The sequence below is a fragment of the Micromonospora halophytica genome (genome assembly GCF_900090245.1).
Lineage (GTDB): Bacteria > Actinomycetota > Actinomycetes > Mycobacteriales > Micromonosporaceae > Micromonospora > Micromonospora halophytica.
Genome location: NZ_FMDN01000004.1, coordinates 270,244 through 291,540, shown reverse-complemented (window position 1 = coordinate 291,540; position 21,297 = coordinate 270,244). Strand labels below are relative to the sequence as shown.

At 72.2% G+C, this 21,297-nt stretch carries 26 protein-coding genes; 9 read left to right on the top strand and 17 right to left on the bottom strand.

The window, feature by feature from the left end; genetic code table 11:
- Position 1: 1 nt before the first annotated feature.
- The 4 genes from GA0070560_RS08845 to pgi all read right to left on the bottom strand — a co-directional run bounded on the left by GA0070560_RS08845 (position 2) and on the right by pgi (position 3,981).
- Positions 2-667, bottom strand: coding sequence for a lysoplasmalogenase family protein (locus GA0070560_RS08845; RefSeq protein WP_091293557.1), 666 nt, complete (start codon positions 665-667; stop codon positions 2-4).
- Positions 664-1,521: a sterol desaturase family protein gene (locus GA0070560_RS08840; protein ID WP_245675428.1), complete on the bottom strand. Its 858-nt coding sequence runs from the start codon at positions 1,519-1,521 to the stop codon at positions 664-666. Before GA0070560_RS08840 ends, GA0070560_RS08845 begins: the two co-directional genes overlap by 4 nt.
- Positions 1,509-2,234, bottom strand: a complete 726-nt coding sequence (locus tag GA0070560_RS08835; RefSeq protein WP_091293555.1) for a FadR/GntR family transcriptional regulator — start codon at positions 2,232-2,234, stop codon at positions 1,509-1,511. Before GA0070560_RS08835 ends, GA0070560_RS08840 begins: the two co-directional genes overlap by 13 nt.
- A 109-nt stretch (positions 2,235-2,343) precedes the next feature.
- Positions 2,344-3,981 (bottom strand): glucose-6-phosphate isomerase, encoded by a 1,638-nt coding sequence (gene pgi / locus GA0070560_RS08830; protein ID WP_091293728.1) that lies wholly within the window; start codon positions 3,979-3,981, stop codon positions 2,344-2,346.
- A gap of 470 nt (positions 3,982-4,451) precedes the next feature.
- Here pgi and GA0070560_RS08825 point away from each other — a divergent pair, with 470 nt between their 5' ends.
- Positions 4,452-5,864, top strand: coding sequence for a glycoside hydrolase family 10 protein (locus GA0070560_RS08825; RefSeq protein ID WP_091293553.1), 1,413 nt, complete (start codon positions 4,452-4,454; stop codon positions 5,862-5,864).
- Positions 5,865-6,017: 153 nt separating this feature from the next.
- On the opposite strand, the gene GA0070560_RS08820 is transcribed toward GA0070560_RS08825, so the two are convergent.
- The 6 genes from GA0070560_RS08820 to GA0070560_RS08795 all read right to left on the bottom strand — a co-directional run bounded on the left by GA0070560_RS08820 (position 6,018) and on the right by GA0070560_RS08795 (position 9,796).
- Entirely contained in the window at positions 6,018-6,527 is a 510-nt protein-coding gene (locus tag GA0070560_RS08820) for an NUDIX domain-containing protein (protein ID WP_091293550.1), read from the bottom strand.
- Between the two features lie 11 nt (positions 6,528-6,538).
- Positions 6,539-7,117 carry a riboflavin biosynthesis intermediates N-glycosidase gene (locus GA0070560_RS08815; RefSeq protein WP_170839331.1) on the bottom strand — a complete coding sequence of 193 codons (579 nt, stop codon included), beginning with the start codon at positions 7,115-7,117 and terminating at the stop codon, positions 6,539-6,541.
- 213 nt (positions 7,118-7,330) lie between these two features.
- Positions 7,331-7,969, bottom strand: coding sequence for an SRPBCC family protein (locus GA0070560_RS08810; RefSeq protein WP_091293546.1), 639 nt, complete (start codon positions 7,967-7,969; stop codon positions 7,331-7,333).
- The gene (locus tag GA0070560_RS08805) at positions 7,966-8,328 is read right to left on the bottom strand and encodes an ArsR/SmtB family transcription factor (protein WP_091293543.1); all 363 of its coding nucleotides are present in this window, start codon (positions 8,326-8,328) and stop codon (positions 7,966-7,968) included. The genes GA0070560_RS08810 and GA0070560_RS08805 overlap by 4 nt, the downstream gene beginning before the upstream one ends.
- A 38-nt stretch (positions 8,329-8,366) precedes the next feature.
- Complete coding sequence (locus GA0070560_RS08800) at positions 8,367-9,038, bottom strand: peptidoglycan recognition protein family protein (RefSeq protein WP_091293540.1); 672 nt, start codon at positions 9,036-9,038, stop codon at positions 8,367-8,369.
- 23 nt (positions 9,039-9,061) lie between these two features.
- Positions 9,062-9,796, bottom strand: coding sequence for a lysozyme (locus tag GA0070560_RS08795; RefSeq protein WP_091293538.1), 735 nt, complete (start codon positions 9,794-9,796; stop codon positions 9,062-9,064).
- 273 nt (positions 9,797-10,069) lie between these two features.
- Here GA0070560_RS08795 and GA0070560_RS08790 point away from each other — a divergent pair, with 273 nt between their 5' ends.
- The 3 genes from GA0070560_RS08790 (at position 10,070) to GA0070560_RS08780 (ending at position 12,885) form a co-directional block, all read left to right on the top strand.
- Positions 10,070-10,417: a YciI family protein gene (locus GA0070560_RS08790; protein WP_091293536.1), complete on the top strand. Its 348-nt coding sequence runs from the start codon at positions 10,070-10,072 to the stop codon at positions 10,415-10,417.
- Positions 10,414-11,622, top strand: coding sequence for an RNA polymerase sigma factor (locus GA0070560_RS08785; RefSeq protein ID WP_091293534.1), 1,209 nt, complete (start codon positions 10,414-10,416; stop codon positions 11,620-11,622). Before GA0070560_RS08790 ends, GA0070560_RS08785 begins: the two co-directional genes overlap by 4 nt.
- A 189-nt stretch (positions 11,623-11,811) precedes the next feature.
- Positions 11,812-12,885, top strand: coding sequence for an endonuclease domain-containing protein (locus GA0070560_RS08780; protein ID WP_245675427.1), 1,074 nt, complete (start codon positions 11,812-11,814; stop codon positions 12,883-12,885).
- A 32-nt stretch (positions 12,886-12,917) separates the two neighbouring features.
- On the opposite strand, the gene GA0070560_RS08775 is transcribed toward GA0070560_RS08780, so the two are convergent.
- Together GA0070560_RS08775 and GA0070560_RS08770 are read right to left on the bottom strand one after the other, a co-directional pair.
- Positions 12,918-13,166 carry a hypothetical protein gene (locus GA0070560_RS08775; protein WP_245675426.1) on the bottom strand — a complete coding sequence of 83 codons (249 nt, stop codon included), beginning with the start codon at positions 13,164-13,166 and terminating at the stop codon, positions 12,918-12,920.
- Positions 13,163-13,441 (bottom strand): DivIVA domain-containing protein, encoded by a 279-nt coding sequence (locus GA0070560_RS08770; protein ID WP_245675425.1) that lies wholly within the window; start codon positions 13,439-13,441, stop codon positions 13,163-13,165. The genes GA0070560_RS08775 and GA0070560_RS08770 overlap by 4 nt, the downstream gene beginning before the upstream one ends.
- Positions 13,442-13,746: 305 nt before the next feature.
- Here GA0070560_RS08770 and GA0070560_RS08765 point away from each other — a divergent pair, with 305 nt between their 5' ends.
- The 3 genes from GA0070560_RS08765 to GA0070560_RS08755 are packed head-to-tail and all read left to right on the top strand — an operon-like array spanning position 13,747 to position 15,358.
- The gene (locus tag GA0070560_RS08765) at positions 13,747-13,986 is read left to right on the top strand and encodes a winged helix-turn-helix domain-containing protein (protein WP_091293530.1); all 240 of its coding nucleotides are present in this window, start codon (positions 13,747-13,749) and stop codon (positions 13,984-13,986) included.
- 47 nt (positions 13,987-14,033) lie between these two features.
- Positions 14,034-15,131 (top strand): helix-turn-helix domain-containing protein, encoded by a 1,098-nt coding sequence (locus tag GA0070560_RS29770; RefSeq protein ID WP_091293528.1) that lies wholly within the window; start codon positions 14,034-14,036, stop codon positions 15,129-15,131.
- A complete protein-coding gene (locus GA0070560_RS08755; protein WP_091293526.1) occupies positions 15,128-15,358 on the top strand; it encodes a hypothetical protein in 231 nt (76 codons plus the stop codon). Before GA0070560_RS29770 ends, GA0070560_RS08755 begins: the two co-directional genes overlap by 4 nt.
- Before the next feature lie 215 nt (positions 15,359-15,573).
- On the opposite strand, the gene GA0070560_RS08750 is transcribed toward GA0070560_RS08755, so the two are convergent.
- On the bottom strand, positions 15,574-16,104 hold the full coding sequence (locus GA0070560_RS08750; protein ID WP_139131459.1) for a hypothetical protein: 531 nt from the start codon (positions 16,102-16,104) through the stop codon (positions 15,574-15,576).
- Between the two features lie 239 nt (positions 16,105-16,343).
- Between GA0070560_RS08750 and GA0070560_RS08745 the strand changes: the two genes are divergently transcribed.
- Positions 16,344-16,715 carry a ribonuclease domain-containing protein gene (locus GA0070560_RS08745; protein ID WP_091293721.1) on the top strand — a complete coding sequence of 124 codons (372 nt, stop codon included), beginning with the start codon at positions 16,344-16,346 and terminating at the stop codon, positions 16,713-16,715.
- A 55-nt stretch (positions 16,716-16,770) separates the two neighbouring features.
- Positions 16,771-17,154, top strand: a complete 384-nt coding sequence (locus tag GA0070560_RS08740) for a barstar family protein (protein ID WP_091293522.1) — start codon at positions 16,771-16,773, stop codon at positions 17,152-17,154.
- Between the two features lie 80 nt (positions 17,155-17,234).
- Here the strand turns inward: GA0070560_RS08740 and GA0070560_RS08735 are convergent, their stop codons facing one another.
- From GA0070560_RS08735 to GA0070560_RS08725, 4 genes are all read right to left on the bottom strand, one after another.
- Entirely contained in the window at positions 17,235-17,951 is a 717-nt protein-coding gene (locus GA0070560_RS08735) for an HD domain-containing protein (protein WP_091293520.1), read from the bottom strand.
- A gap of 59 nt (positions 17,952-18,010) precedes the next feature.
- Positions 18,011-18,178: an ATP-binding protein gene (locus tag GA0070560_RS30055; protein WP_425412612.1), complete on the bottom strand. Its 168-nt coding sequence runs from the start codon at positions 18,176-18,178 to the stop codon at positions 18,011-18,013.
- Positions 18,179-18,363: 185 nt separating this feature from the next.
- On the bottom strand, positions 18,364-19,731 hold the full coding sequence (locus GA0070560_RS08730; RefSeq protein ID WP_091293517.1) for a pectate lyase family protein: 1,368 nt from the start codon (positions 19,729-19,731) through the stop codon (positions 18,364-18,366).
- Positions 19,732-19,986: 255 nt separating this feature from the next.
- A complete protein-coding gene (locus GA0070560_RS08725; protein ID WP_091293514.1) occupies positions 19,987-21,249 on the bottom strand; it encodes a Gfo/Idh/MocA family protein in 1,263 nt (420 codons plus the stop codon).
- Positions 21,250-21,297 lie beyond the last annotated feature (48 nt).

The window sequence follows — 21,297 nt, the reverse complement described above, 5'->3', positions numbered from 1 at the left end:
ATCAGGCGCCGATCGCGGGCCCCGTCCGGGCCAGGGCCCCGGACGCTGACCCGGCACGACCCTCGGGCTCGTCGAGCCGGGCCCAGGCAGTGGTGATGAGGTAGAGCGCGGCGATGTACGTGACCATCACCAGCGGTCCGCGCCCGGGCAGCTCGACCCCCGCCGCGCCGACACCGATCAGCAGGTCGGAGAGGAGGAAGAGCGCCCCGCCGGCCGCCGCCCGCCGGGACACCCCGGCCGCGGCGGCGGCCATCAGGCACAGCGCCAGGCTGTAGCCGAGCACCGGCAGCCGCAGGTCGCCCAGTTGCCCCCAGAGCAGCGCGTTCGCCGCCGCCCAGAGCACCAGGTAGCCGGCGAAGACCACCAGCGGGGCCCGCCGGTGTCGCAGGAACGCGGTGAGGAAGGCCAGTTGGGTGCCGAGGAAGCAGCCCATCCCGACCAGGAACGCGGTGGTGCCGGGCAGCAGCAGCGCCACGTCACCCGCCGTCGCGAACACCAGCCCGGTCGCGACCAGGTCCCACTGTCGGCGTACGCCCAGCAGCAGGACCAGCAGCAGCGGCGCGAGCAGCGGCTTCGCCGCCCACTGCAACGCCGGTACGTCGAGCGTGACGCCGGTCAGCTCGACGGCCACGACCAGCCCGAACAGCCAGGGCCAGAGCCGCCTCATCGACTGACCGCCGGCTGCGGCGAGGCCGGCTGCCAACCGGGCCGGCCGAACAGGTAGCCCAGCCGGTGCCGCCAGGAGCTGGCCGAGCGCAGGTCGGCCCAGATGGCGGCGTACTCGTGGGTGGCCACCCGCAACGGGTTGTACGTGGTGATGTTCTTGGTCAGCCCGTACCGGACGGTGGAACGTTCCGGCTCGAAGCTGCCGAAGAGCCGGTCCCAGATGATCAGGATGCCGCCGTAGTTGCGGTCCAGGTACTCGGCGTTCGCGCCGTGGTGGACCCGGTGGTGCGACGGGGTGTTGAAGATGAACTCGATCGGCCGGGGGAGCCGGTCGACCCGCTCGGTGTGCAGGAAGAACTGGTAGAGCAGGCTGATCGACTGCTGCAGGAAGATCATCCACGGCGGGATGCCGAGCAGCGCCAGGCCGAGCCAGAACGGCAGCGAGGTCATCGGCGTCCAGCTCTGCCGCAGCGCGGTGGAGAGGTTGAAGAACTGGCTGGAGTGGTGCACCACGTGCCCGGCCCAGAAGAACCGCACCTCGTGGTGGACCCGGTGGAACCAGTAGTAGGCCAGGTCGTCGGCGAAGAAGAGCAGCACCCAGGTCCAGACGCTGGTGGGGGAGAGCTGCACCGGCGCGACGGTCCAGGCCGCCGCGTAGAGGCCGACGGTGAGCAGCTTCCAGGGGAAGCCGATCACCTGGCTGCCGGCGCCCATGGTGAGGCTGGTGGTGGTGTCGCGCAGCTCGTAGCCGCGTTCGTCGTCGTCCGGGGCGAACCGGTACGACCACGCTTCGACGACGATGAGCAGCAGGAACGCCGGTACGGCGTAGAGCACGGCGGGGATCATGCTCGGCATTCCCTTTCCGGTGGAGTGGTGGGGGTGGTGAGGGCGGCGGTGAGCAGGGCGTGCGCCTCCCGGGCGGCGTCGGTGCCCCGCCCGTCGGCGATCGCCTCGGCGAGGCGGCGGTGCCCGGCGACGTCCAGCAGTTCGGCGGCCCGCCGCTCGGGCGGCACCTCGCCGACGGCCACCGCCCCGGCTACCAGGCTGTTGAAGGCCAGCAGGTACGCGGTGTTGCCGGAGCCGTTGACGACGTGTCGCCAGAGCGCGATGTTCGCCTCGTCCATGTTGTGCAGGTCGGGGGCGAGCGCGGCGATCTCCTCGACGGTGCGGACGACGGTGCGTCGCAGCGTCGCGTCGGCCCGCTCGGCGCAGAGCCGGGCGGCGTCGACACCGATGCAGGCCCGCATCTCCAGCATGTCCCGCACCAGGTTGTCGACCGGCAGCACGTCGCCGGACTGGGCGAGCGAGAGGGCCAGGTCGAGCCCGGCGTGCTCGCGCCAGTCGAGCACCCGGGTCGCGCCGCCCTGGCTGACCCGTAGCAGGCCGAGCTGCTGGAGCCGGCGCAGCGCCTCCCGGACGGCGTGCCGGTTGACGGCGAACGCCGCGGCCAGCTCCCGTTCGCCGGGCAGGGGGTCGTCGGGGCGGTAGCGCCCGCTGACGATGGCGTCGCGGAGCTGGGCGAAGACGTGGTCGGAGACGGAGCTGCGGGGGACGGGGACGAAGGCCACGGCAGCAGTGTGGCGGCAGACACATCAACCCGTCAACTGGTTGGACCAGTTTCGTGCCAGAGGAACGGCGGCCGGGTCGTGGTGACCCGGCCACCCGTTCCGCCGAACCTCAGGCCCGGCCGCGCTCGCTGCGGTAGCGACGGATCAGCGCCGCCGTGGAGGAGTCCACGTCGGACAGGTCCGGCGCGTCGCCGGTCAGCTTCGGCGCGAGCTGGTTGGCCATCACCTTGCCCAGCTCGACACCCCACTGGTCGAACGGGTTGATGTCCCAGATCGCGCCGGAGGTGAACACGATGTGCTCGTAGAGGGCGATCAGCTGACCCAGCGTCGACGGGGTGAGCTTCGGCGCGATGATCGAGGTGGTCGGGTGGTTGCCCGGCATCACCCGGTGCGCCACCACGTCCGGCGCGGTGCCCTCCGCCTCGACCTGCTCGCGCGTGCGCCCGAAGGCCAGCGCCGCGGTCTGCGCGAAGAAGTTCGACATGAACAGGTCGTGCATGTCGCCCAGGTCGTGGTTGGGCCGGCTGAACGCGATGAAGTCGGCCGGGATCAGCACGGTGCCCTGGTGGATGAGCTGGTAGAACGCGTGCTGGCCGTTGGTGCCGGGCTCGCCCCAGAAGATCTCCCCGGTGGCGTGGTCGACCGGGGTGCCGTCCAGCGTCACCGACTTGCCGTTGCTCTCCATCGTCATCTGCTGCAGGTACGCCGGGAACCGGTGCAGGTACTGCGAGTACGGCAGCACGGCGTGGGTCTGCGCGTCGAGGAAGTTCGTGTACCAGACGTTGAGCAGGCCCAGCAGGGCCGGCACGTTGCGCTGCACCGGCGTCGTCCGGAAGTGCTCGTCCACGGCGTGGTACCCGGCCAGCAGGTCCCGATAGTGGGCCGGGCCCACGGCCAGCATGACCGACAGGCCGACGGCCGACGGCAGCGAGTACCGCCCACCGACCCAGTCCCAGAAGCCGAACATGTTCTCCGGGTCGATGCCGAAGTCGGCGACCCGCTGCGCGTTGGTGCTGACCGCCACGAAGTGCTTCGCGATCGCCGCGTCGTCTTCGGCGTCCAGTCCGGACAGCAGCCAGGTCTTCGCCTGGTTCGCGTTCGCGAGCGTCTCCTGGGTGGAGAAGGTCTTCGAGACGACCACGAACAGGGTGGTCGCCGGGTCCAGGTCGTGGGTCTTGTCGTGGATGTCGGTCGGGTCGATGTTGGAGACGAACCGGCAGCTGATCCCGCCGTCCCGGTACGCCTTCAGCGCCTCGTACGCCATCACCGGGCCGAGGTCGGAGCCGCCGATGCCGATGTTGACCACGGTGGTGATCCGCTCGCCGGTGTGCCCCCGCCACTGCCCGGAGCGGACCCGCTCGGCGAACGCCGCCATCCGGTCCAGCACCCGGTGCACGTCGGCGACCACGTCCTGGCCGTCCACGCTGAGCGAGGCGTCGCGGGGCAGCCGCAGCGCGGTGTGCAGCACCGCCCGGTCCTCGGTGGAGTTGATGTGCTCACCGGCGAACATCGCGGCGATCCGGTCGGTCAGCCGGACCCGCTCGGCCAGCGCGGTGAGCAGCGTCAGCGTCTCGTCCGTCACCAGGTTCTTGCTGTAGTCGACGTGCAGGTCGGCGACCTCGCCGGTGAGCCGCTCACCTCGGCGCCGGTCCGCGGCGAACAGTTCCCGCAGGTGGGTGCCGCGCATCGTCTCGGCGTGCTTGCGCAGCGCCTGCCATTCGTCGGTGGTGGTCACACTCGCTGCCATCGGGTCGATCTTCTCCTTCACGACGTTCGCCCGGCGGTGGGCCTCGCGCCGGCCGCCGGCTCGCCGTCCAGCCTGCCACCCGTGGGGGACCCGCGCGACGCGACGCGTCAGACCCGTCCCGCAGGGTGGTCGCCGACACGCCGTCACGACAGGCGTACGCCACGCCGGTCACGCGCAGACGCCGGACGGTTGTCAACAAGGCTCGCGGTGCCGAAAGTTTCGGTGCCGACTGCTCCATCCTGCCTGCGCTCCGGCTCCCGGAGGGCGATCGGACGACCCATCGACTTTCGTTGAACTATCGAAAGCATTTCGATACCGTGGCGACGGGAACGCTTCGACCCTCGCGGTGGCATCGCGCAGCACGGCGGATCCCGACGTGGCCTCCGGGCGGGCGCGTCGGCGACGGCCACCGCGTCGGGCGACGGTCGAGGCGTCGGTCCCCCACCACACCTGTCGAAAGGCGATCTGCCATGAACCATGTCCCCGCCCGCTCCAGCGGGCGTTCGACGACCCGGGCCCGGCTCCGCGCCGCCCTCATCGCCGCCGTCGCCGGGGTCGCCGCCGTCGGCACGACGGTCGCCCTGGCCCCCAACGCCAGCGCCGCGACGACCCTGGGCGCCTCCGCAGCCCAGACCGGCCGGTACTTCGGCACCGCCGTCGCGGCGAACAAGCTGAGCGACTCGGCGTACACGACCATCCTGAACCGCGAGTTCAACCAGGTCACGCCCGAGAACGAGATGAAGATCGACGCGACCGAACCGCAGCAGGGCGTGTTCACGTACGGCAACGCGGACCGGATCGTCGCGCACGCCCGTAGCCAGGGCATGAAGGTCCGCGGGCACACCCTGGCCTGGCACTCGCAGCAGCCCGGCTGGATGCAGAACATGTCCGGCAGCGCCTTGCGCAGCGCGATGCTGAACCACGTCACCCAGGTCGCCACCCACTTCCGTGGCCAGGTGGCGTGGTGGGACGTGGTGAACGAGGCGTTCGCGGACGGCGGCACCGGAGCGCGCCGCGACTCGAACCTGCAGCGCACCGGCAACGACTGGATCGAGGCGGCGTTCCGGGCCGCCGACGCGGCGGACCCGAACGCCCAGCTCTGCTACAACGACTACAACATCGACAACTGGAACGACGCCAAGACCCAGGCCGTCTACCGGATGGTGCAGGACTTCAAGAGCCGTGGGGTCCCGATCGACTGCGTCGGCCTGCAGTCGCACTTCACCGGCGGCTCGAACTACCCGAGCAACTACCGCACCACGCTGTCCAGCTTCGCCGCCCTCGGCGTCGACGTGCACATCACCGAGCTGGACATCCGCAACGCGCCGTCCGACGCGTACCGCAACGTCGTCAACGACTGCCTCGCGGTCGCGCGGTGCAAGGGCATCACCGTCTGGGGGATCCGCGACTCCGACTCGTGGCGCTCTGGGGAGAGCCCGCTGCTCTTCGACGGCGGTGGCAACAAGAAGGCCGCCTACGACGCCGTCCTGACCGCGCTCAACAACGGCGGAACGACCACCCCGCCGACCACCACCCCGCCGACCACCACGCCGACCACCACGACCCCGCCGACCACTCCGCCGCCCGGCAACGCCGCCTGCGTCGCCACCGTCCGGCTCGACTCCTGGACCGGAGGTTTCGTGGCGAACGTGACGGTCACCGCGGGTGCGTCGTCGCTCAGCGGCTGGACCGTCGGGCTCACCCTGCCCGCCGGCGCGGCGATCACGAACACCTGGAGCGCGCAGCCCAGTGGCACCAGCGGCGCCGTGACGTTCCGCAACGTCAGCTACAACGGCAGCGTCGCCGCCGGCACCAGCACCACCTTCGGCTTCCAGGGCACCGGCGTCGGCCCGTCCGCCACGCCGATCTGCTCGGCGAGCTGACCCTGCGGCCCGGCGCGGCGGAGCGCACCCGCCGCGTCGGCCACCCGCACCGGCTCCGCCCGTGAGCCGCGCCCGGAACCATGAGGTTGGTGGTACGACACGGCGTGTCGTACCACCAACCTCATGCCCGACCCGGGCGCGGTGCCCGGCGGGTCAGCGGTGGCGGGCGAAGAAGTCGGCCATCGCGCGGGTGTGGGTGGAGAAGGCCAGCTCCACCGGCTCGGTGAGGACCAGCCATTCGGTGGCCTCCTCGGTCGGGGCCGACGGGGGCAGCCCGGCCGCCGGCCGTTCCGGCAGCTCACCGAAGATCATGATGGTGCCGCCGGCCGGGGCGCCGTGCACGGCGAACAGGCGCGCCTGGCCGGCGTCGTCGACCAGGCCGGTCTCCTCCCGCAACTCCCGCACCAGCGCCTGCGACCACTCCTCGCCGTACTCGATGAAGCCGCCGGGCAGGGCGAGCAGCCCGCGTGCCGGCTCGATGTCCCGGCGGACCACCACCAGGCCGAGGCCGACGTCGGTACGCACCGGCAGTAGCGCCACCGCGACCGGCAGCGGGTTGCGCCAGACCGTCTCGCCGCAGGCCGCGCAGACCCGGGGCCAGGCCACGTCCGCCGGATAGGCGACGCCGCAGTAGGAACAGTACGAGTACGGTACGCCGGTCATGTCGCCGCACGTTACCGCCCGGCGCGGCACGCCGCTGCGTCACGCAGCGTCTCCCGCGCCTCCATCAGCGCGAAGCCGAGCAGGTTGAGCCCGCGCCAGCGGGTCGGGTCCTCGGCGCGCGGGTCGTCGGCGGCCAGGCCGACGCCCCACACCCGGTCGACCGGGCTCGCCTCGACCAGCACCCGGTCCCCGCTGCCCAGCAGGTACGCCCGCAGGTCGTCGTGCTGGCCGAACTTGGCGACGCTGCCGGCGACCACGATGTCGTAGCGCCGGGTCTGCCAGACGGCCTCGTCGAAGCCGCGCACCTGACGGCCGAGCGCCTTGGCGCGCTGCGGGTGCCCGGCGACGAGGATGCGCTCCCCGGTCTCCCCGTCGCCGAAGAGCACCGCCTTGTGCCACATCATCCAGTGCTCGGCCGTGGCGAAGCGCCGGCCGTCCACCTCGAACGGGGCCGGCCACCACTGGCTCAGGCAACCGGCGCCGACGGTGCCGTCCCGCTGTGGCCGGTGCCCCCAGAAGCAGAGGTACTTCAGCCGCCGACCTTTGCGGACGAGGGCGACGAGGTCCTCGGCGGTACGCGGTGGCGGCATGCCGGACAGTCTCCCCGAGACCACCGACAGCCCGCCCTCCGTTTTCCGCGCCGGAAACCGCCTCGTCGCGCCGGCCGCCGGCCGTCGGCCGGTAACGTCCGGCGGTCCGGCAGGTCGGCGGCTGAGGGCGACGCCGGGCCGCGCCTGTCACGCGGCCCGGCGTACCCCCGATCAGGCCGCGTGGCGGTACGGCCCGGCGCCGGCGCGAGACGGTCAGGCCGGCGTGCCGGTGTAGGCGGCGATGGTGCGCGCGGCGGCCGCCCGCGCGGCCTCCGGGTCGGCGCCGCCGGCGATGTCGGCCTCGCACCAGCGCTCGCCGGCCAGGGTGAAGAACTGCCGCCCCTCGTCGGAGGCCATCCAGGTGGTGGCCTGCTCGGGGGTGATCCCGCTGCCGTCGGCGGCCAGGTGGGAGGCGAGGCCGAGCAGGCCGGAGTCCCAGCCGACGCCCACCGCGCCGGGACCGAACTGCAGCCAGCGCTCGTCGTCGACGTGCGCGACGTGTTCCAGTTCGAACCGGGTGCGTCCGCCGCCCTCCGGGGTCAGCCGCACCTCGATCCAGCTCACCTCGTCGCCGTATTCCCAGGTGGCGCTGAAGCTCTTCGGCGGGTCGCAGCGCTGGATCACGCCGCCGGCGTTCCCCTCGAACTGGAAGCGGCCGTGCAGCCGTAGCTCACCGGAGATGGGCAGGAACCAGCGGGGGATCCGTTCGGCGCTGGTGCAGGCGTCCCAGACGTCCTCCAGCGGCGCGTCGTACGTCTGGCTGATGGTCAGCACGCGGGCCTCGCCGGCCTCCAGCGTCCGGTTGCCGACGCTGCGTCGTACGGCGCTGATCTGGTGGATGACGTCGGTCATGGGTGCTCCTCGGGTGTGCTCGTAGGTGGGCGCACACGCCGTTCGCGCCGGCCGCGGGCCAGTTCGGTGGACAGGGCGTCGAGCTTCGGGCCCCAGAACCCACGGAAGCCGGCCAGCCACTCGTCGACCTCCCGCAGCGGTCGCGGGTCCACGGCGTAGAGGCGGCGGGTGCCCTGCGGGCGCACCGTGGCGAAACCGTTGTCCCGCAGCACCCGCAGGTGCTGCGAGACGGCCGGCTGGGAGATGCCGAACTCCTCCTGGATCACCGCGCAGACTCCACCGGCGGTCCGTTCACCCTGGGCCAGCAGTTCCAGGATGCGGCGGCGTACCGGGTCGCCGAGGACGTCGAAGGCGTGCACAGCTCTTTCTATCAATCCCGAGTTATATAAGCAACGCCTTAGGCAAGGCGCGCGGCGACCGCGGCGCGCAGCTCGGGGAGCCGACCGTGCAGCAGCCCCGGGCACTGGGTGGCGTTGAAGTCCTTGTGGCCGTAGATCTCGCTGGGCGCGATGGCGTACTGCTGGCAGGTGAAGGCACAGAACACCACCAGGCTGTCCCAGAGCGCCTTGGGTGGCTGCACGTCCAGGTAGATGCCCTCGTTCTCGATGCCGATCGCCTGGCTGTTCTGCCCGACGCAGTGCGCCCCCTGCACCATGGTCTGCCCGTGCAGCAGCGCGTACAGGCTGCCGTGCCGGCCCTCGGTCAGGTGACCGCCGCGGCTGTTGGTGAAGTGCTGCCCGGAGTCCAACCAGCCGTTGGTGTCCATGTGCAGGTCCTGGATGTCGCGGGAGTTCGCGTACGCGTGGGCCAGGCTGTAGTCGGTCGAGTTCGGGAACGCCGTGTGATGCACGATGATCTTGTTGGGGCGGCTCGGCACCACGCTGACCCGGGAGGCCGGCGGCCGAGCGCCCCAGGTGGCACAGTTGGCGATGGTCGGCTGGTCGACGCGGGTGGCAGCGGCGCGGACACCCCGGTCGCCGCCGAGCTGGGCCAGGGCGGAGACACCGGCGGCGGCGCCGAGCAGGACCGCGCCGCGCAGCGCGGTGCGGCGGGAGACGGGTACGGACATTCTCGTCCTCCTCAGTTCCGAAGTCAGCAGGGTCCGTCGCAGGCGAGCACCCTGAGCCGGTCGAGCGAGCCGTTCCAGACGTTCTGGTCGCCGGGGAGGATGCCCGAGGACGACCACTGCCAGAAGGAGTAGACCGGCCAGCCCGCCGGGAGGGTGCCGACCGTGCCGGCGTACCGGGCGATCCAGAGCGGGTTGGTGGCGGCGAATCCGCTGTAGTTGCCGGTGCAGGTGCGCCACCAGTCCGTGGTCGTGTAGATCGTCGCCCAGCGGCCGGTGCGGGCGCGGTACTGGTTCACGAAGGACGTGATCCAGTTGCGCATGCCGCTCTGGCTCAACCCGTAGCAGGTCGCGCCGTACGGGTTGTACTCGATGTCGAGCGCGCCGGGCAGCGTCCGGCCGTCCCGCGACCAGCCGCCGCCGTGGTCGACGAACCAGTTGGCCTGGGTGGCGCCGCTGGACCGGTCGGGCAGGGCGAAGTGGTACGCGCCCCGGATCATCCCGACGTTGTAGGAGCCGTTGTACTGCTGGGCGAAGTACGGATTGGTGTAGCCGGTGCCCTCGGTGGCCTTCACGTACGCGAAGCGGGCGCCGTTGTTCCAGGCGGCGGACCAGTTGACGTTGCCCTGCCAACTGGAGACGTCCATGCCGGGTAGTCCGGCCGGGGCGGCGTCGGCGGGGGTGGGGCGGAGGGCGGCGGCGCCGGCGAGCACCATGACGGTCGCCAGCAGGGCCGCCGCGCTCGCGCGCAGACGGTTCATTTTTCCTCCCTGGGGAGTGCCGCGCGGGCGGCGGGAGTGGTGAAAGGAACTGTCAGTATTAGGGCACGAGACGTAGATACTTTTCAATAGCTGCAATCAAGATTGTCTATGCAGGGGTGCGGCCATTGCCTCGGCCGCCGCCCGCCCACCGGCTCGTCCGCCCACCGGCTCGCCCGGCACTGGCCGGAGAATCCCAGTGCCGGAGTGTCGATTCGCCGGGTCGCCGATCGTGTGGAAGGTGGAAGCTGACCCACATCCACCAGGAGGCGTCACGTGAAGCAGTACCTGTTGAGCATCTACCAGCCCGAGGGCGGCACGCCCGACCCGGAGTTCCTGGCCGGGGTGATGCGCGAGCTGGGCGCGATCCGCGACGAGTTGGAGGCCGCCGGCTGCTGGGTCTTCGGGCAGGGCCTGCACGGCCCGGAGACCGCCACCGTGCTGCGCGCCGAGGGCGACGAGGTGCTGGTCACCGACGGACCGTTCATCGAGGGCAAGGAGCACCTGGGCGGCTTCACCATCCTGCGGGCGTCCGACCTGGACGCCGCCCTGCACTGGGGTCGTCGCTACGCCCGCGCCACCACCCTGCCCATCGAGGTCCGCCCCTTCCAGGGTGACGGGTGACCGACCCGGTCGAGCGGGTGTTCCGCGCGGAGTACGGCCGCGCGGTCGCCGTCCTGGTCCGCCTCCTCGGCGACATCGGCCTCGCCGAGGAGGCCGTCCAGGACGCGTTCACCGAGGCCGTCCGGCGCTGGCCGGTCGACGGGCCGCCCCCGGCCCCGGCCGGTTGGATCATCACCACCGCCCGAAACCGCGCCATCGACCGGCTGCGCCGGGAGGCGTCCCGGGCCGACCGGCACGCCCAGGCCGCCCTGCTGCACGCCCAGGAACCACCCGCCGAGGAGGGACCCGTGCGCGACGACCGGCTCCGCCTGATCTTCACCTGCTGCCACCCGGCTCTCGCCCCGGCCGCCCGGGTCGCGCTCACCCTGCGCCTGCTCGGCGGGCTCAGTACCGCCGAGATCGCCCGCGCCTTCCTGGTCCCCGAGCCGACCATGGCGCAGCGGCTGGTCCGCGCCAAGGCCAAGATCCGCCACGCCGGCATCCCGTACCGGGTGCCGCGCGACGCCGACCTGCCCGACCGGGTGCGCGCCGTGCTCGCCGTGGTCTACCTCGTCTTCAACGAGGGGCACACCGCCAGCAGTGGGCCGCAACCGGTTCGCGCGGACCTGTGCGTCGAGGCCCTGCGACTCGGTCGGCTGCTGGTCGAGCTGATGCCCGACGAGCCGGAGGCGCTGGGCCTGCTCGCGTTGATGCTGCTCACCGAGGCCCGCCGGCCCGCCCGGGTCACCGACGACGGGTTCGTGCCGCTGACCGCGCAGGACCGCACCCGCTGGGACCGCCCCCTGATCGCCGAGGGCCAGGCGCTCGTGCGCCGCTGCCTGCGCCGCGGGCGTCCCGGCCCGTACCAGATCCAGGCCGCGATCAACGCGGTGCACAGCGACGCCGCGACCGCCGCCGACACCGACTGGGTCCAGGTCCTGGCACTGTACGACCACCTGCACGCGCTCGCCCCCGGCCCGGTCGTGGCGCTGAACCGGGCGGTCGCCGTGGCCGAGGTGCACGGGCCCGCCGTGGCGCTCGCCCTCGTCGACGACCTGCCGTTGGCGCACTACCACGTCTTCCATGCCGTCCGCGCCGACCTGCTGCGCCGCCTGGGCCACACCGAGGAGGCGGCCGACGCCTACACCGCCGCCCTGAGGCGCACCGCCAACCCCGCCGAACAGGCGTTCCTGCAGCAGCAGCTCACCCGCCCTGCCCCGCCTTAATGATCGAGTAGCGATTCGGGACACGACACGCCGGTGAAACTGTCCAGAAGCGCTACCCGATCATGAGCAGCCATAGCAGACGCTCAGCGGGAGTGGGCGTTGTGCACAGACCGGTGGATGTCCACAGGGCGGCGGCGTCGAGAGGGCACCGAAAGCGCGCCGTGGTGCATCCTCGCCGCTGTGCATCCGGTGCTGCGATCCCTTGTCGAGCGGAGCGGCGGGGTGGTGACCCGTCAGGCGGTCATCCAGGTCGTACCCGGCTGGGTCCTGCGGCACAACTGCCGCACCGGTGCCCTCCGTCCGGCCCTGCCCGGCGTCTACGTCGACGCCATCCTGCTGAGGCCCGCGCCGTGGTCTCCGCCCCTGACTCCGAGCGCGCTCCGCGAGCCGGCGGCCGGCGACGGACCGCCGACGGCAACCGTCCGGCCCGCGCAGGGCGGAGCCCGCGTCGCCGGACCGGGCGTGCGCGAGCACGTCTTCGGACAACTCGACCTCGACACACGGCGACGGGTCGCCCTCGCCTACGCCGACGGGCGGGCGGCGTTGAGCAGTGTCACCGCGTTGGACGTCTGGGGTCTGCGTCGGCAGTCCGCTGACGAGCCGACGCATCTCGACACGCCGCACGGATCGGGGCTGCGTCCCCGCCCGCTGCTGGCCGTGCACCACCGGCACGGGCTCACGATGGGCCCGCCCGGCGTGGTGGTCCGGGCCGGGATGCCGGTCGTGCGGTTGGAACGGGCACTGGTCGACGCCTGGCCGTTGCTTCCGCCCGCCGATCGGGCCGCCCCGGTGATCAGAGCGGTCAACGACCGGCTCACCACACCGGAACGGATCCGGGCCGCGCTCGCCACCGCACCCCGGCTGGCCGACCGCGTGCAGCTGCGTACCCTGCTCGCCCGGCTCGACGCCGGCTGCCGCAGCCCGCTGGAGGTGTGGGGCCACGACCACGTCTTCACCGGCCCGGGGATGCCGGCGTTCCGGCGTCAGACCCGCGTCGTCGTCGGCCGGCGCGTCATGTACCTCGACGTGTACGCCGAGCGGGAACGCGTCGACTTCGAACTCGACGGCGCGACGACCCACGGCGATCCCCGGCAGCGGGAGGTCGACCTGCGCCGCGACGCGCTGCTGGCCACCGTGGGCGTGCTCGTCGTGCGCTTCGCCCACCGCCGCCTGGTGCACGAACCCGAGGCGGTACGCCGAGAGGTGCTGGCGATCCTCGCCAGCCGCCAGGACCGAGGAGAAGACTCGATCGTGAATACATGACTCGTGAGCCAGCAACGGGTCGAGTGGCGCGGTCAGATTCGAACGCGTGACGCAGAAGTCGACGGGGCACGTAGGCCGGCGAGCCGGACGTAGATCTCGCGCTTGGCGGTCGCCCGGTCTCGCCGGTTCAGCACGTACCCGGTCAGCCAGAGCCAACCCGGGTACGGCTCGTCCGCGTCGACCGACACCACCCGTACCCGCAGCGCCCGGTCCCCGGCGAACTGCACCGACGCCGCCCCGTCGACGATCAGCAGGTCGCCGGGGAAGGGCCGCTCGTTCACCAGTGCCCGGAGTTCGCCGCGCGGCACTCCCGGGCGTGCAGGGTCTGCCAGTCGCGCAGCGCCTGCTTGATCCGGTCGTTCTCCTGGGCGAGCTCGCGTACCTGCCGGTGCAGGTCGGCCAGCTCGTCGGCGACCTGGGCCTGGAACTGGCGTACCTGATCGGGGTCGACGCCGCGCCAGCGCGGCGCGAACGTGCGGGTGCGCACCTCGTGCGGGGTCGTCCGGGCCGGGCGGCCGGTCCCGTAGAGCCGGCCGGATCGATACACCTGGGCCACGTCGGTCCTCTCCTGAGCGTCGGTGTGCCGTGCGCTGCCTGGAAGGCGGGTCGCGCGCACGCCGGCAGCGCGCGACCCGCCGGCCCCGCCGCCGCAGCCTGGGATCAGCGGTACGACAGCGGAGCGGTCCGGTGGGTCGGGACGGGCACGCGCACCCGCCCCGACCAGGGGGATGAGCCGTACTCGTTGCCACGCGAGGAGCGGCTCGCGGACAACCCTAACGGCTAAGCCGTGTAAGTCAACCACCGATTGTTGTTGCCCGGGGGCGGTTCGTGATCGAATTGGCGTGCCACGCAAGGAGCGCCATGCCTATAACACCCGACTACATCCGCATCGCGGACGACATCATCGCCGGGGTGAGAGCCAAGCGGCTCAAGCCCGAGGACAAGCTGCCATCGATCGCGCAGATGGCGGCGGACTACAAGGTCGGCACGTCGACGATCCAGATGGTTTACGTGCGGCTCGAAGCCCTGCGCGTCATCCGACGGCATCAGGGCAAGGGCATCTTCGTCACCGATCCGAAGACCTGGATGCGCGAGCCCTGATTTGCGTGCGCGCACGCGATCGCACAATGGTGTGCGATTATCGCACCATGGCTGAGGAGCTGGCGTGGGGCGAGATCGGCGAGCGCGTGCGTCAGGCGCGACTGTCTACGGGCATGTCGCAGCACGATCTGGCGGCTGCCGTGGGACTCGACCGCACCATGCTGAACAAGGTCGAGGCCGGCACCCGAAGGCTGGACGGTCTGGAGTTGGCGCGGCTCTCCCGCGCGCTTCGTGTGTCGATGGAGTACCTGATCACGCCTCGGCCGGCGGTCCTGTCCCGGCGGGCGGTACCACTCACCGAGGAGATCGACAGCGAGGCGGCCCGGTCGTCGGAACGCCTGGAGATCGCCATGGTCGAGTGGCTGCGCAACGTGCAGCAACTCAGGGCCTTGGGCGTGCTGCGCGCCCACCCGCTGCTCCGCTACGTCCAGCCTGTCACGTCGGAATCAGACGCCCGGCAGGCGGCGCGATGGGTGCGCCAGCAGCTCGGGCTGGGTGGCGGGCCGATCGACAGCATCATGGAGGTCTGCCAGCGCGCCGGCCAGTGGGTGCTGGTCACGGATCTGCCCGGTGACGGCGCGTCGCTGGTCGAGGGTGACATCGCCGTCGCGGTGGTCAGCACCAAGGGCGACCCCGGAAGGCGGCGCGCCACCGCCGCCCACGAACTGGGTCACCTGATCATCGGGGACGAGTATTCGAGCGACCTCGGCGTGCACGCCTCCCGGGCGGATCGCGAGGCGGCCATCGATGCGTTCGCGGCTGAACTGCTGCTACCGGAGCAGGCTGTCGCGGCCGAGGCGGGCAAGGGGCCGCTGAGCCGGGAGCAGTTGATCGGTCTCGCGGCTCGGTACCGTACCTCATGGGTGCTGGCGCTGCGCCAGGCTGAGCAGGCGCGGGCGCTCGATGCCGGCACCCGGCGGGCCTGGGGCCAGGCGCGTCCGACGCGGGCGGAGTTCATGGAGGCGCTCGGCTGGGCGCCGCAGCCCGATCTGGAAGCGGTCCGGGTGCCGCCGAGTTACGCGCACGCCGTGATGGAAGCGTGGCGGACCCATCGGATCACCAGCATCCGCGCGGTCGAGCTGATGCACGGTCAGATCACCGAGGCGGACCTGCCTGAGGACGACGACCTGGAGATCGCGCCGTGAGTCTGTCGGCACAGCCGACCGCCGTCCTCGTGCTCGACACCATGGTGCTCAGCCACTTCACGCTCGCCGACCGGTTGGACGTCCTCCAGGATCTGCTGATCGACGCCGACTGCTGGACGACCCAGGTGGTCGTGGAGGAGCTAAGCACAATCTGCTGTAGTCGGTGCTGGCGAAGTCAACCTGACGGAGGGCGGCGTCCCGGGGCGGTTCATGGCGAGGTGCGGTGACCTGAACCGCGAGATGTGACAGGTTGCGACAGCCGACGCCGATCAGCGGATCTGCCTGCCGGACGTCACGGAAAAGGCGCTCGCCGGGCTGAAGTTCAGCGCCGCCCTTCCGCCTCGTCTGGCGGTTGCGGCCCTCGCCGCCCGGCTCGCCGACGTCGACTCCGCCGCAGTAGTGCTGCGGGAGCCCGTGCGCTTCGCCTACCTCTGAGCACGGATCAGTCGGGCGTCGCCGCGCAGTACGCGCACTCGTGCCGCTCTGACCAGTCCTTACGCTCCAGCGCCCCGGGCTGGAGCGCCCGGTGCCCGAAGTGCTTGCGGACCGCCATCCGAAACGTCCACAGTGTTTCGGCGAACTCGTGGTACGACTCGTGTCCGTCGGGCGACCGCAGGTCCGAACCCGCGCCGATCAGCTTGCGTATCGCCACCAGGCGGTGGAAGGCGGCCTCGCCGGCCACCACCAGATGCGGTGTGCCGGACATCAGCAGCCGCTCGCGTGCCTGGTACGCCCCGGCCTCGGTCATCGCCAGGCCGGCCGCCTGCCGGTCGCCGGCGGGGGCGGACCGCAGCGCGGTGTGCGCCGAGTCCAGGGCGAGGGCGAAGTCCACGCAGGTACGCCAGCGGTCCAGGTCGCGGTCGCGGGAGCGGGTGTCGCGCTCCCGGCGCAGGTCGACCAGGAGGCTGCCGGAGAGCGCGATGAGGGCACCCGCTCCCGTGCTCAGCAACGGCATCCAGTCCATGCTGGACATCGTGCCATCCGTACGAAAGTGGCCATGATCGAGTCTGGTCGCCCGGTGGGCGGCACCGGGTCGGCGGACATTTGACGTTCACCGAGAAGTTTCGGCGTGGGCTTGTACGCCGGCGGGCCGCCCGTCGAGAATATTTGTCGACAAGCTTCGATGTCCCATGATCTGGAGGCACCGTGGATCCGTCCGCCCCGCTGACCCGCCTGCGCCGCCTGGTCGGCACGTTCGCCCTGATCACCGCCATGGTCGCCGCGGCACTCGTCGGCCCGGCCGTGGTCGCGCCGACGCTGACCGACTCCGCCTCGGCCGCCGTCTACAACTCCTGCACGATGACCCGCTGCGCGGACGCCCGTGCCGCCCGCACCGGTTGGGCGGCCAAGGGCTTCCCGACCAGCCGTGGCTGGTACACCTGGAGCGGCGGGCTCTACAACTTCGCCGGTGGCCGGTTCTACAACCGGGAGGGCCAGCTCCCGGCCAGCGCCGCCTACTACGAGTACGACGTCTACCCCCGCCCGTACGGGGCTTCGCGCGACGCCTACCGGATCGTGGTCAACAAGAGCACCGGGAAGACCTGGTTCTCGCCGGACCACTACGCGAACTTCTACCTGCTCTGACTGCGCCCTCGGTCGGGCCGGGGTCACCCGGCCCGACCGGTGGAAGGATGACCGGATGCGCACCACCGAACCGCCGCCGTGGCTGGAACTGACCGCCGAGCGGGGCGACGGCACCGGCGCCGTCCCGGGTGCCGGCGCGCGGACCCGCGCCGAGCTGTTCACCCGGCTGGCGGAGACGCTCGACCTGCCCGGGTACTTCGGGCGCAACTGGGACGCCCTGGCCGACTGCCTGCTCGACCTGGTCGAGGCCGGCCCGCTCACCCTGACGGTCGAGGACGCCGATCAACTCCTCGGCGACGAGCCGCCCGCGCAGTTGGCCGCCCTGCTCGACGTGTTCGGCGACGCCTGGTCGCACGGCCGGCACCCGGTGCGGGTCGTGCTGCGCACCGGGCCGGAACGGCTGCCCGAGCTGCGCCGCCGGGTCACCGCCACCGGCTGACGCCACCGCGCTCCGAGCCAGCCGGGCCGGTGCTCTCCGGCCAGGCCGACCTGGTGGTCGCCGGGGGCGTCGCGCCGACCCTAGTTCGGCGTGTCGAGGATCGCGCTGAACCGTTCTTCGGCCAGGTCGAGCTGGGCGAAGATGTGCTGCTTCACCGGCGCGGACAGCGGGGTGTCCGGCCGGGAGATCAGGTCCCGGAACACCGGCACCAGCGGGCGGTACTTCGCCGCCGACCGGGCCACCTTCGGGCCGATGGTGTAGACCACGCCCACCCCGTTGTCGGTGAAGTCGGAGATCTTGATGACCCGGGCCCACGGCTCCCGGTCCAGGCTGGCCGTGACGTGTTCCCGGTACTGGACGTGCCGGTCGCGGTCGGGGTCGTACTCCGGATTGGTGACCGCGCCGACCAGGCGGGCGACGCGCGGGCCGAAGCGGGCGGCGAGGGCGGCCAGCGCCGCCGCCGTAGGGTCGGCGACACCCGGACCGGCCAGCTCGTCGGGGTGGTCCTCCACCGCGTCGTGCAACAGACCGGCGACGATGGCGTCGACGTCGCGCACCTGGTAGTGGTGCATCATCCGGATCGCCACCCGCAGCAGGTGGTTCAGGTACGGCTCGCGCACCCGCCGGTCGTCGCGGTGCAGCTCGGCGGCGAGGTCGAGGGCCTCGGTGAGGCGGTCGCGCGCTGCCGGGTCGAAGGCCCGGATCTCCAGCCGGAACCGCTCCAGCAGGCCACGCTCACCGTGGATCTCGGTGATCGCGTGCATCGGCATGGTGGCGAGGTACGGCGGGAGCTCCATCACCTACTTATAGCCGATCTTCACTGGCCGATGGTCGCGGCCGTCGGATGGGCGACGACTCAGGCGGTGCCCGACAGCCGCTTGACCAGCCGTACGACCGTGCCCTGCGGGGTGCCGTCGATGTCGGCCTCGTCCATCAGCCGAGCCATGATCAACCGACCTCGGCCCCGCTCCGACCCCTCCGAGCTGGCCTCCCGCCACCCGCCGGTGTCGGCGACCTCGACCAGAGGTCGGTGGGCACCCGCTCCGGGCCGGTCCGCCCGCGCTCGATGCGGGCGAAGTCGAGCAGGTCGCGGTCGGCGGAGCCTCCTGTGGTGGGCAGTGGGTGGGCCGCCACGCTGAGCGCCGGGCGGCGTGGCGGCCCACGTCCCGTCGGGCGCACCGCGCGGGCCACGCGGTGCCCCCGGCGGGCCTACCGCGGCAGCCGGTCCGCTCCGGCGAGCGCCCCGACCGCGAACGGGACCACCGGCGCGGGCAGCACCCGGCCGGCGCGCAGCGTCGGCGTCCAGCCGGCGTCGACGCCCAGGTCCGGGTCGTGGGTGGCGTTGTACGCGGCGACCAGGTCGACCGGGCGCGGCCGGTCACCGTCGGCGCGGACCCAGTTGCCGCGGGCGGTGAGGGCGGTGCCGCCCCAGTCGTGGAGCAGGTCCCCGGCGGCGATGTCGGCGCCCAGGGAGAAGTAGTTGTTCTCGGCGTGCACCGCGGACTGCACCCCGACGCCGATGGCGTACTCGAAGTCCGCACCGGCGAGCCGGTACCAGTTGTTGTAGACGTCGACCTGGCCGAACCGGACCCGGGGCAGCCGCTGGAGCACCCGGTCGAACAGGTTGTGGTGCAGCGTCACCTTCAGCCGGCCGACGTCCGGGCCCACCGTGTTGGACGAGCCGATGAGCATCAGCTTGTCCCGCCCGGTGAACCGGTTCCAGGAGGCGGTCACCAGGCTGGCGGTGTGGGTGATGTCCAGCGACCCGTCGTGCACCTGGTACGGCCGGCCGAAGTACGTCGGCTGGGCGCTGTCCGGGTTGTCGCCGTCGGTGAAGGTGTTGTGGTCGATCCAGACGTGCTCGCTGCGGCGCACCGAGATCTGGTCGTACTGGGAGTTCCAGTTGCCGGCGTCGCCGTCGGTGGGGGACCAGGCCGGGAAGCAGTCCCGGGCGTCGTCGAAGGTCAGGTTCCGCACGATGACGTTGCTGGCCCCGTCGATCATCAGGGTCAGGCCGGTCAGCGTCGCGCCGCGCAGCCCGACGATGGTGGTGTTCGGGCCGACGTTGATCTGGGTCTGCCGGGTCTGGTTCTTCACCGAGCGCACCCGCGCGTCCTCCAGCGTGCCGGCCGGCTTCACCCGGCCCCACACCGCCGGGTCGTACGCGGCCAGGTAGGCCTGGAGCGAGTACGCCGGGTCGGCCAGGTCGGTGCAGTCGAACAGGGTGCCGTCGTCGGCCTCGAAGCCGTCGACGACCCCGTCGACGACGATCACCTTCGGGGTGGCGTTGGTCCGGTTGGTGGCGTTGTCGCCGCCCAGGGCGCGGACCAGCTCGGTGCGGGTGCGGACCAGGTGCACCTGGTCGGCCCCGGCCGCCGCGCCGCCGGTGGTGCCGACCCCGTCGGCGGCCCAGCCGTCGCCGGCCGGCAGTGTCTGGCGGGCCAGCGCCTCGACGGCCCGGGGGACGCCGGCGGGGTCGGCGGACGCGGTGGTGCCGGGCGCGGCGGTCGCCGCCGCGCCCGGCACCAGGAGCAGGGAGAAGGCGACCAGGGTCGCCCCGAGAATCGGTGGACGCATGTGAGCTCTCCGAAGTGTCCGGTCGATGCGGCAGATCCCGTGACGGGTACGAAATGCCGATACGACTGACGGTATGGAAAGTCGCACAAGGTAGTCAATGAATTCAATATGCAGTTATTTTGCATTGAATCATGACAAGCGGCATTTGCCCGGCCGGTTGCGGTCGGGATTGCGACTGTTGCGCCCTATTTGCCAGCGGCCGGATCCTCCAGCATTTGCAGTGCGTTTTCCGTGGCCCACGCCCGGGCCCGCGGCTCAGCCGTCCTCCTCGTCCGTGAGCTCCCTGCGTACCGGCGGCACCGCCCACGGCACCGCCAGCTCCGACAACAGCGCCCCCCGTTCGGCGGCCCGGCGCAGGGCGGCGTTCACCCCGTGTACCGTCACCACCCGCTGCGGCCCCTCCCCGGTCACGCTCACCAGTTCGCGGCCGAGCAGGGTCGGCTCGGGCGCCGCCTGAACGACCTCCAGCACCGCGGTGAACGGCGCGGTACGCGCCAGCGGCGCGATCAGCGGCACACCGGCGGGGTCGGCCCGGTGCGCCACCAGGTTCTCCAGCAGGCCGCGCCGCCCGGGCACCTCCCGGGGCGCGTCGTCGCCGGGCAGCAGCAGCCGGTCGGTCGGATACTCCAGCACCGCCCGGCCCGCCGTGCCCGTCACGATCACCTCACCGGCGACGAAGTCCTCACCCGCCAGGGTCACCGCCGCCACGATCGGCGGCCCGCCGCGCGGGACCACCCGCAGGGTGGCCGTGTCGTCCACCTCGATCGGGCGGACCCGGTACCGCTCCAGCTCGACGGCCGCCGGGCGCACGGGCCTGCCGGCCACCGTCTCGGCCACCGCCAGGCACTGCATCACGGCGTGCGCCAGCGGGTTGGCCAGTGCCCCGTCCAGCACCGGCCGCCCGTCCAGCGTGCGCCGCCCCGCCCAGGGGGAGCGGGCGTAGTAGCCGTCCGAGCGTTGCCAGGCCGCGACCGTGGCGATGCCGGTGACCGTGCCGAGCCGGCCCTGCCGCACCGCGCCGGTCAACTCGGCCAGGGCGGCCGAGCCGAGCGCCTGGAAGCCCACCTGGCAGGCCCGGCCGGTGTCGGCCAGCGCCCGGGACAGCGTCCGGTGCTCGGCGGTGGAGAGCACCGGTGGTTTCTCCAGCAGCAGGTCCGCGCCGGCGGCCAGGACGTCCAGGGCGATCGGCAGGTGGGTGTGTGGCGGGGTGCAGACGATCACCACGTCCGGCCGGGCGGCGGCGAGCATCTCCCGGTGATCGGTGTGCACCGTGACGTCCGGTGGCACCGGCGCGGCCGGCTCCTCCTCGATCGGGCGTACGTCGACCAGCGCCACCAGCCGTACCCGGCCGGTCTCGTGCAGCGGGGCGACCACCCGGCGGTGCCAGCGGCCGTGCCCGTTCGCCCCGACGATCGCCACCCGCGCCGGGGCCGCCGGCGCCCGATGCCCGGCGGCCCGACCGCTCGGCGCGCCGTACGCGGCCAGCCCGCCGGCAGCGGCGGGCGGCACCGCGCTCATGCCGCACCCTCGGTTCGCGACTGCGGGGCTCGCAGGCCCGGCTCACTC

Excerpts from the sequence above, each read along its gene's own strand:
- GA0070560_RS08845 (WP_091293557.1), bottom strand. The coding sequence starts at position 667 with ATGAGGCGGCTCTGGCCCTGGCTGTTCGGGCTGGTCGTGGCCGTCGAG.
- GA0070560_RS08840 (WP_245675428.1), bottom strand. The coding sequence starts at position 1,521 with ATGCCGAGCATGATCCCCGCCGTGCTCTACGCCGTACCGGCGTTCCTG.
- pgi (WP_091293728.1), bottom strand. The coding sequence starts at position 3,981 with ATGGCAGCGAGTGTGACCACCACCGACGAATGGCAGGCGCTGCGCAAG.
- GA0070560_RS08825 (WP_091293553.1), top strand. The coding sequence starts at position 4,452 with ATGAACCATGTCCCCGCCCGCTCCAGCGGGCGTTCGACGACCCGGGCC.
- GA0070560_RS08820 (WP_091293550.1), bottom strand. The coding sequence starts at position 6,527 with ATGACCGGCGTACCGTACTCGTACTGTTCCTACTGCGGCGTCGCCTAT.
- GA0070560_RS08815 (WP_170839331.1), bottom strand. The coding sequence starts at position 7,117 with ATGCCGCCACCGCGTACCGCCGAGGACCTCGTCGCCCTCGTCCGCAAA.
- GA0070560_RS08810 (WP_091293546.1), bottom strand. The coding sequence starts at position 7,969 with ATGACCGACGTCATCCACCAGATCAGCGCCGTACGACGCAGCGTCGGC.
- GA0070560_RS08800 (WP_091293540.1), bottom strand. The coding sequence starts at position 9,038 with ATGTCCGTACCCGTCTCCCGCCGCACCGCGCTGCGCGGCGCGGTCCTG.
- GA0070560_RS08795 (WP_091293538.1), bottom strand. The coding sequence starts at position 9,796 with ATGAACCGTCTGCGCGCGAGCGCGGCGGCCCTGCTGGCGACCGTCATG.
- GA0070560_RS08765 (WP_091293530.1), top strand. The coding sequence starts at position 13,747 with ATGCCTATAACACCCGACTACATCCGCATCGCGGACGACATCATCGCC.
- GA0070560_RS29770 (WP_091293528.1), top strand. The coding sequence starts at position 14,034 with ATGGCTGAGGAGCTGGCGTGGGGCGAGATCGGCGAGCGCGTGCGTCAG.
- GA0070560_RS08750 (WP_139131459.1), bottom strand. The coding sequence starts at position 16,104 with ATGTCCAGCATGGACTGGATGCCGTTGCTGAGCACGGGAGCGGGTGCC.
- GA0070560_RS08745 (WP_091293721.1), top strand. The coding sequence starts at position 16,344 with ATGGTCGCCGCGGCACTCGTCGGCCCGGCCGTGGTCGCGCCGACGCTG.
- GA0070560_RS08740 (WP_091293522.1), top strand. The coding sequence starts at position 16,771 with ATGCGCACCACCGAACCGCCGCCGTGGCTGGAACTGACCGCCGAGCGG.
- GA0070560_RS08735 (WP_091293520.1), bottom strand. The coding sequence starts at position 17,951 with ATGGAGCTCCCGCCGTACCTCGCCACCATGCCGATGCACGCGATCACC.
- GA0070560_RS08730 (WP_091293517.1), bottom strand. The coding sequence starts at position 19,731 with ATGCGTCCACCGATTCTCGGGGCGACCCTGGTCGCCTTCTCCCTGCTC.
- GA0070560_RS08725 (WP_091293514.1), bottom strand. The coding sequence starts at position 21,249 with ATGAGCGCGGTGCCGCCCGCCGCTGCCGGCGGGCTGGCCGCGTACGGC.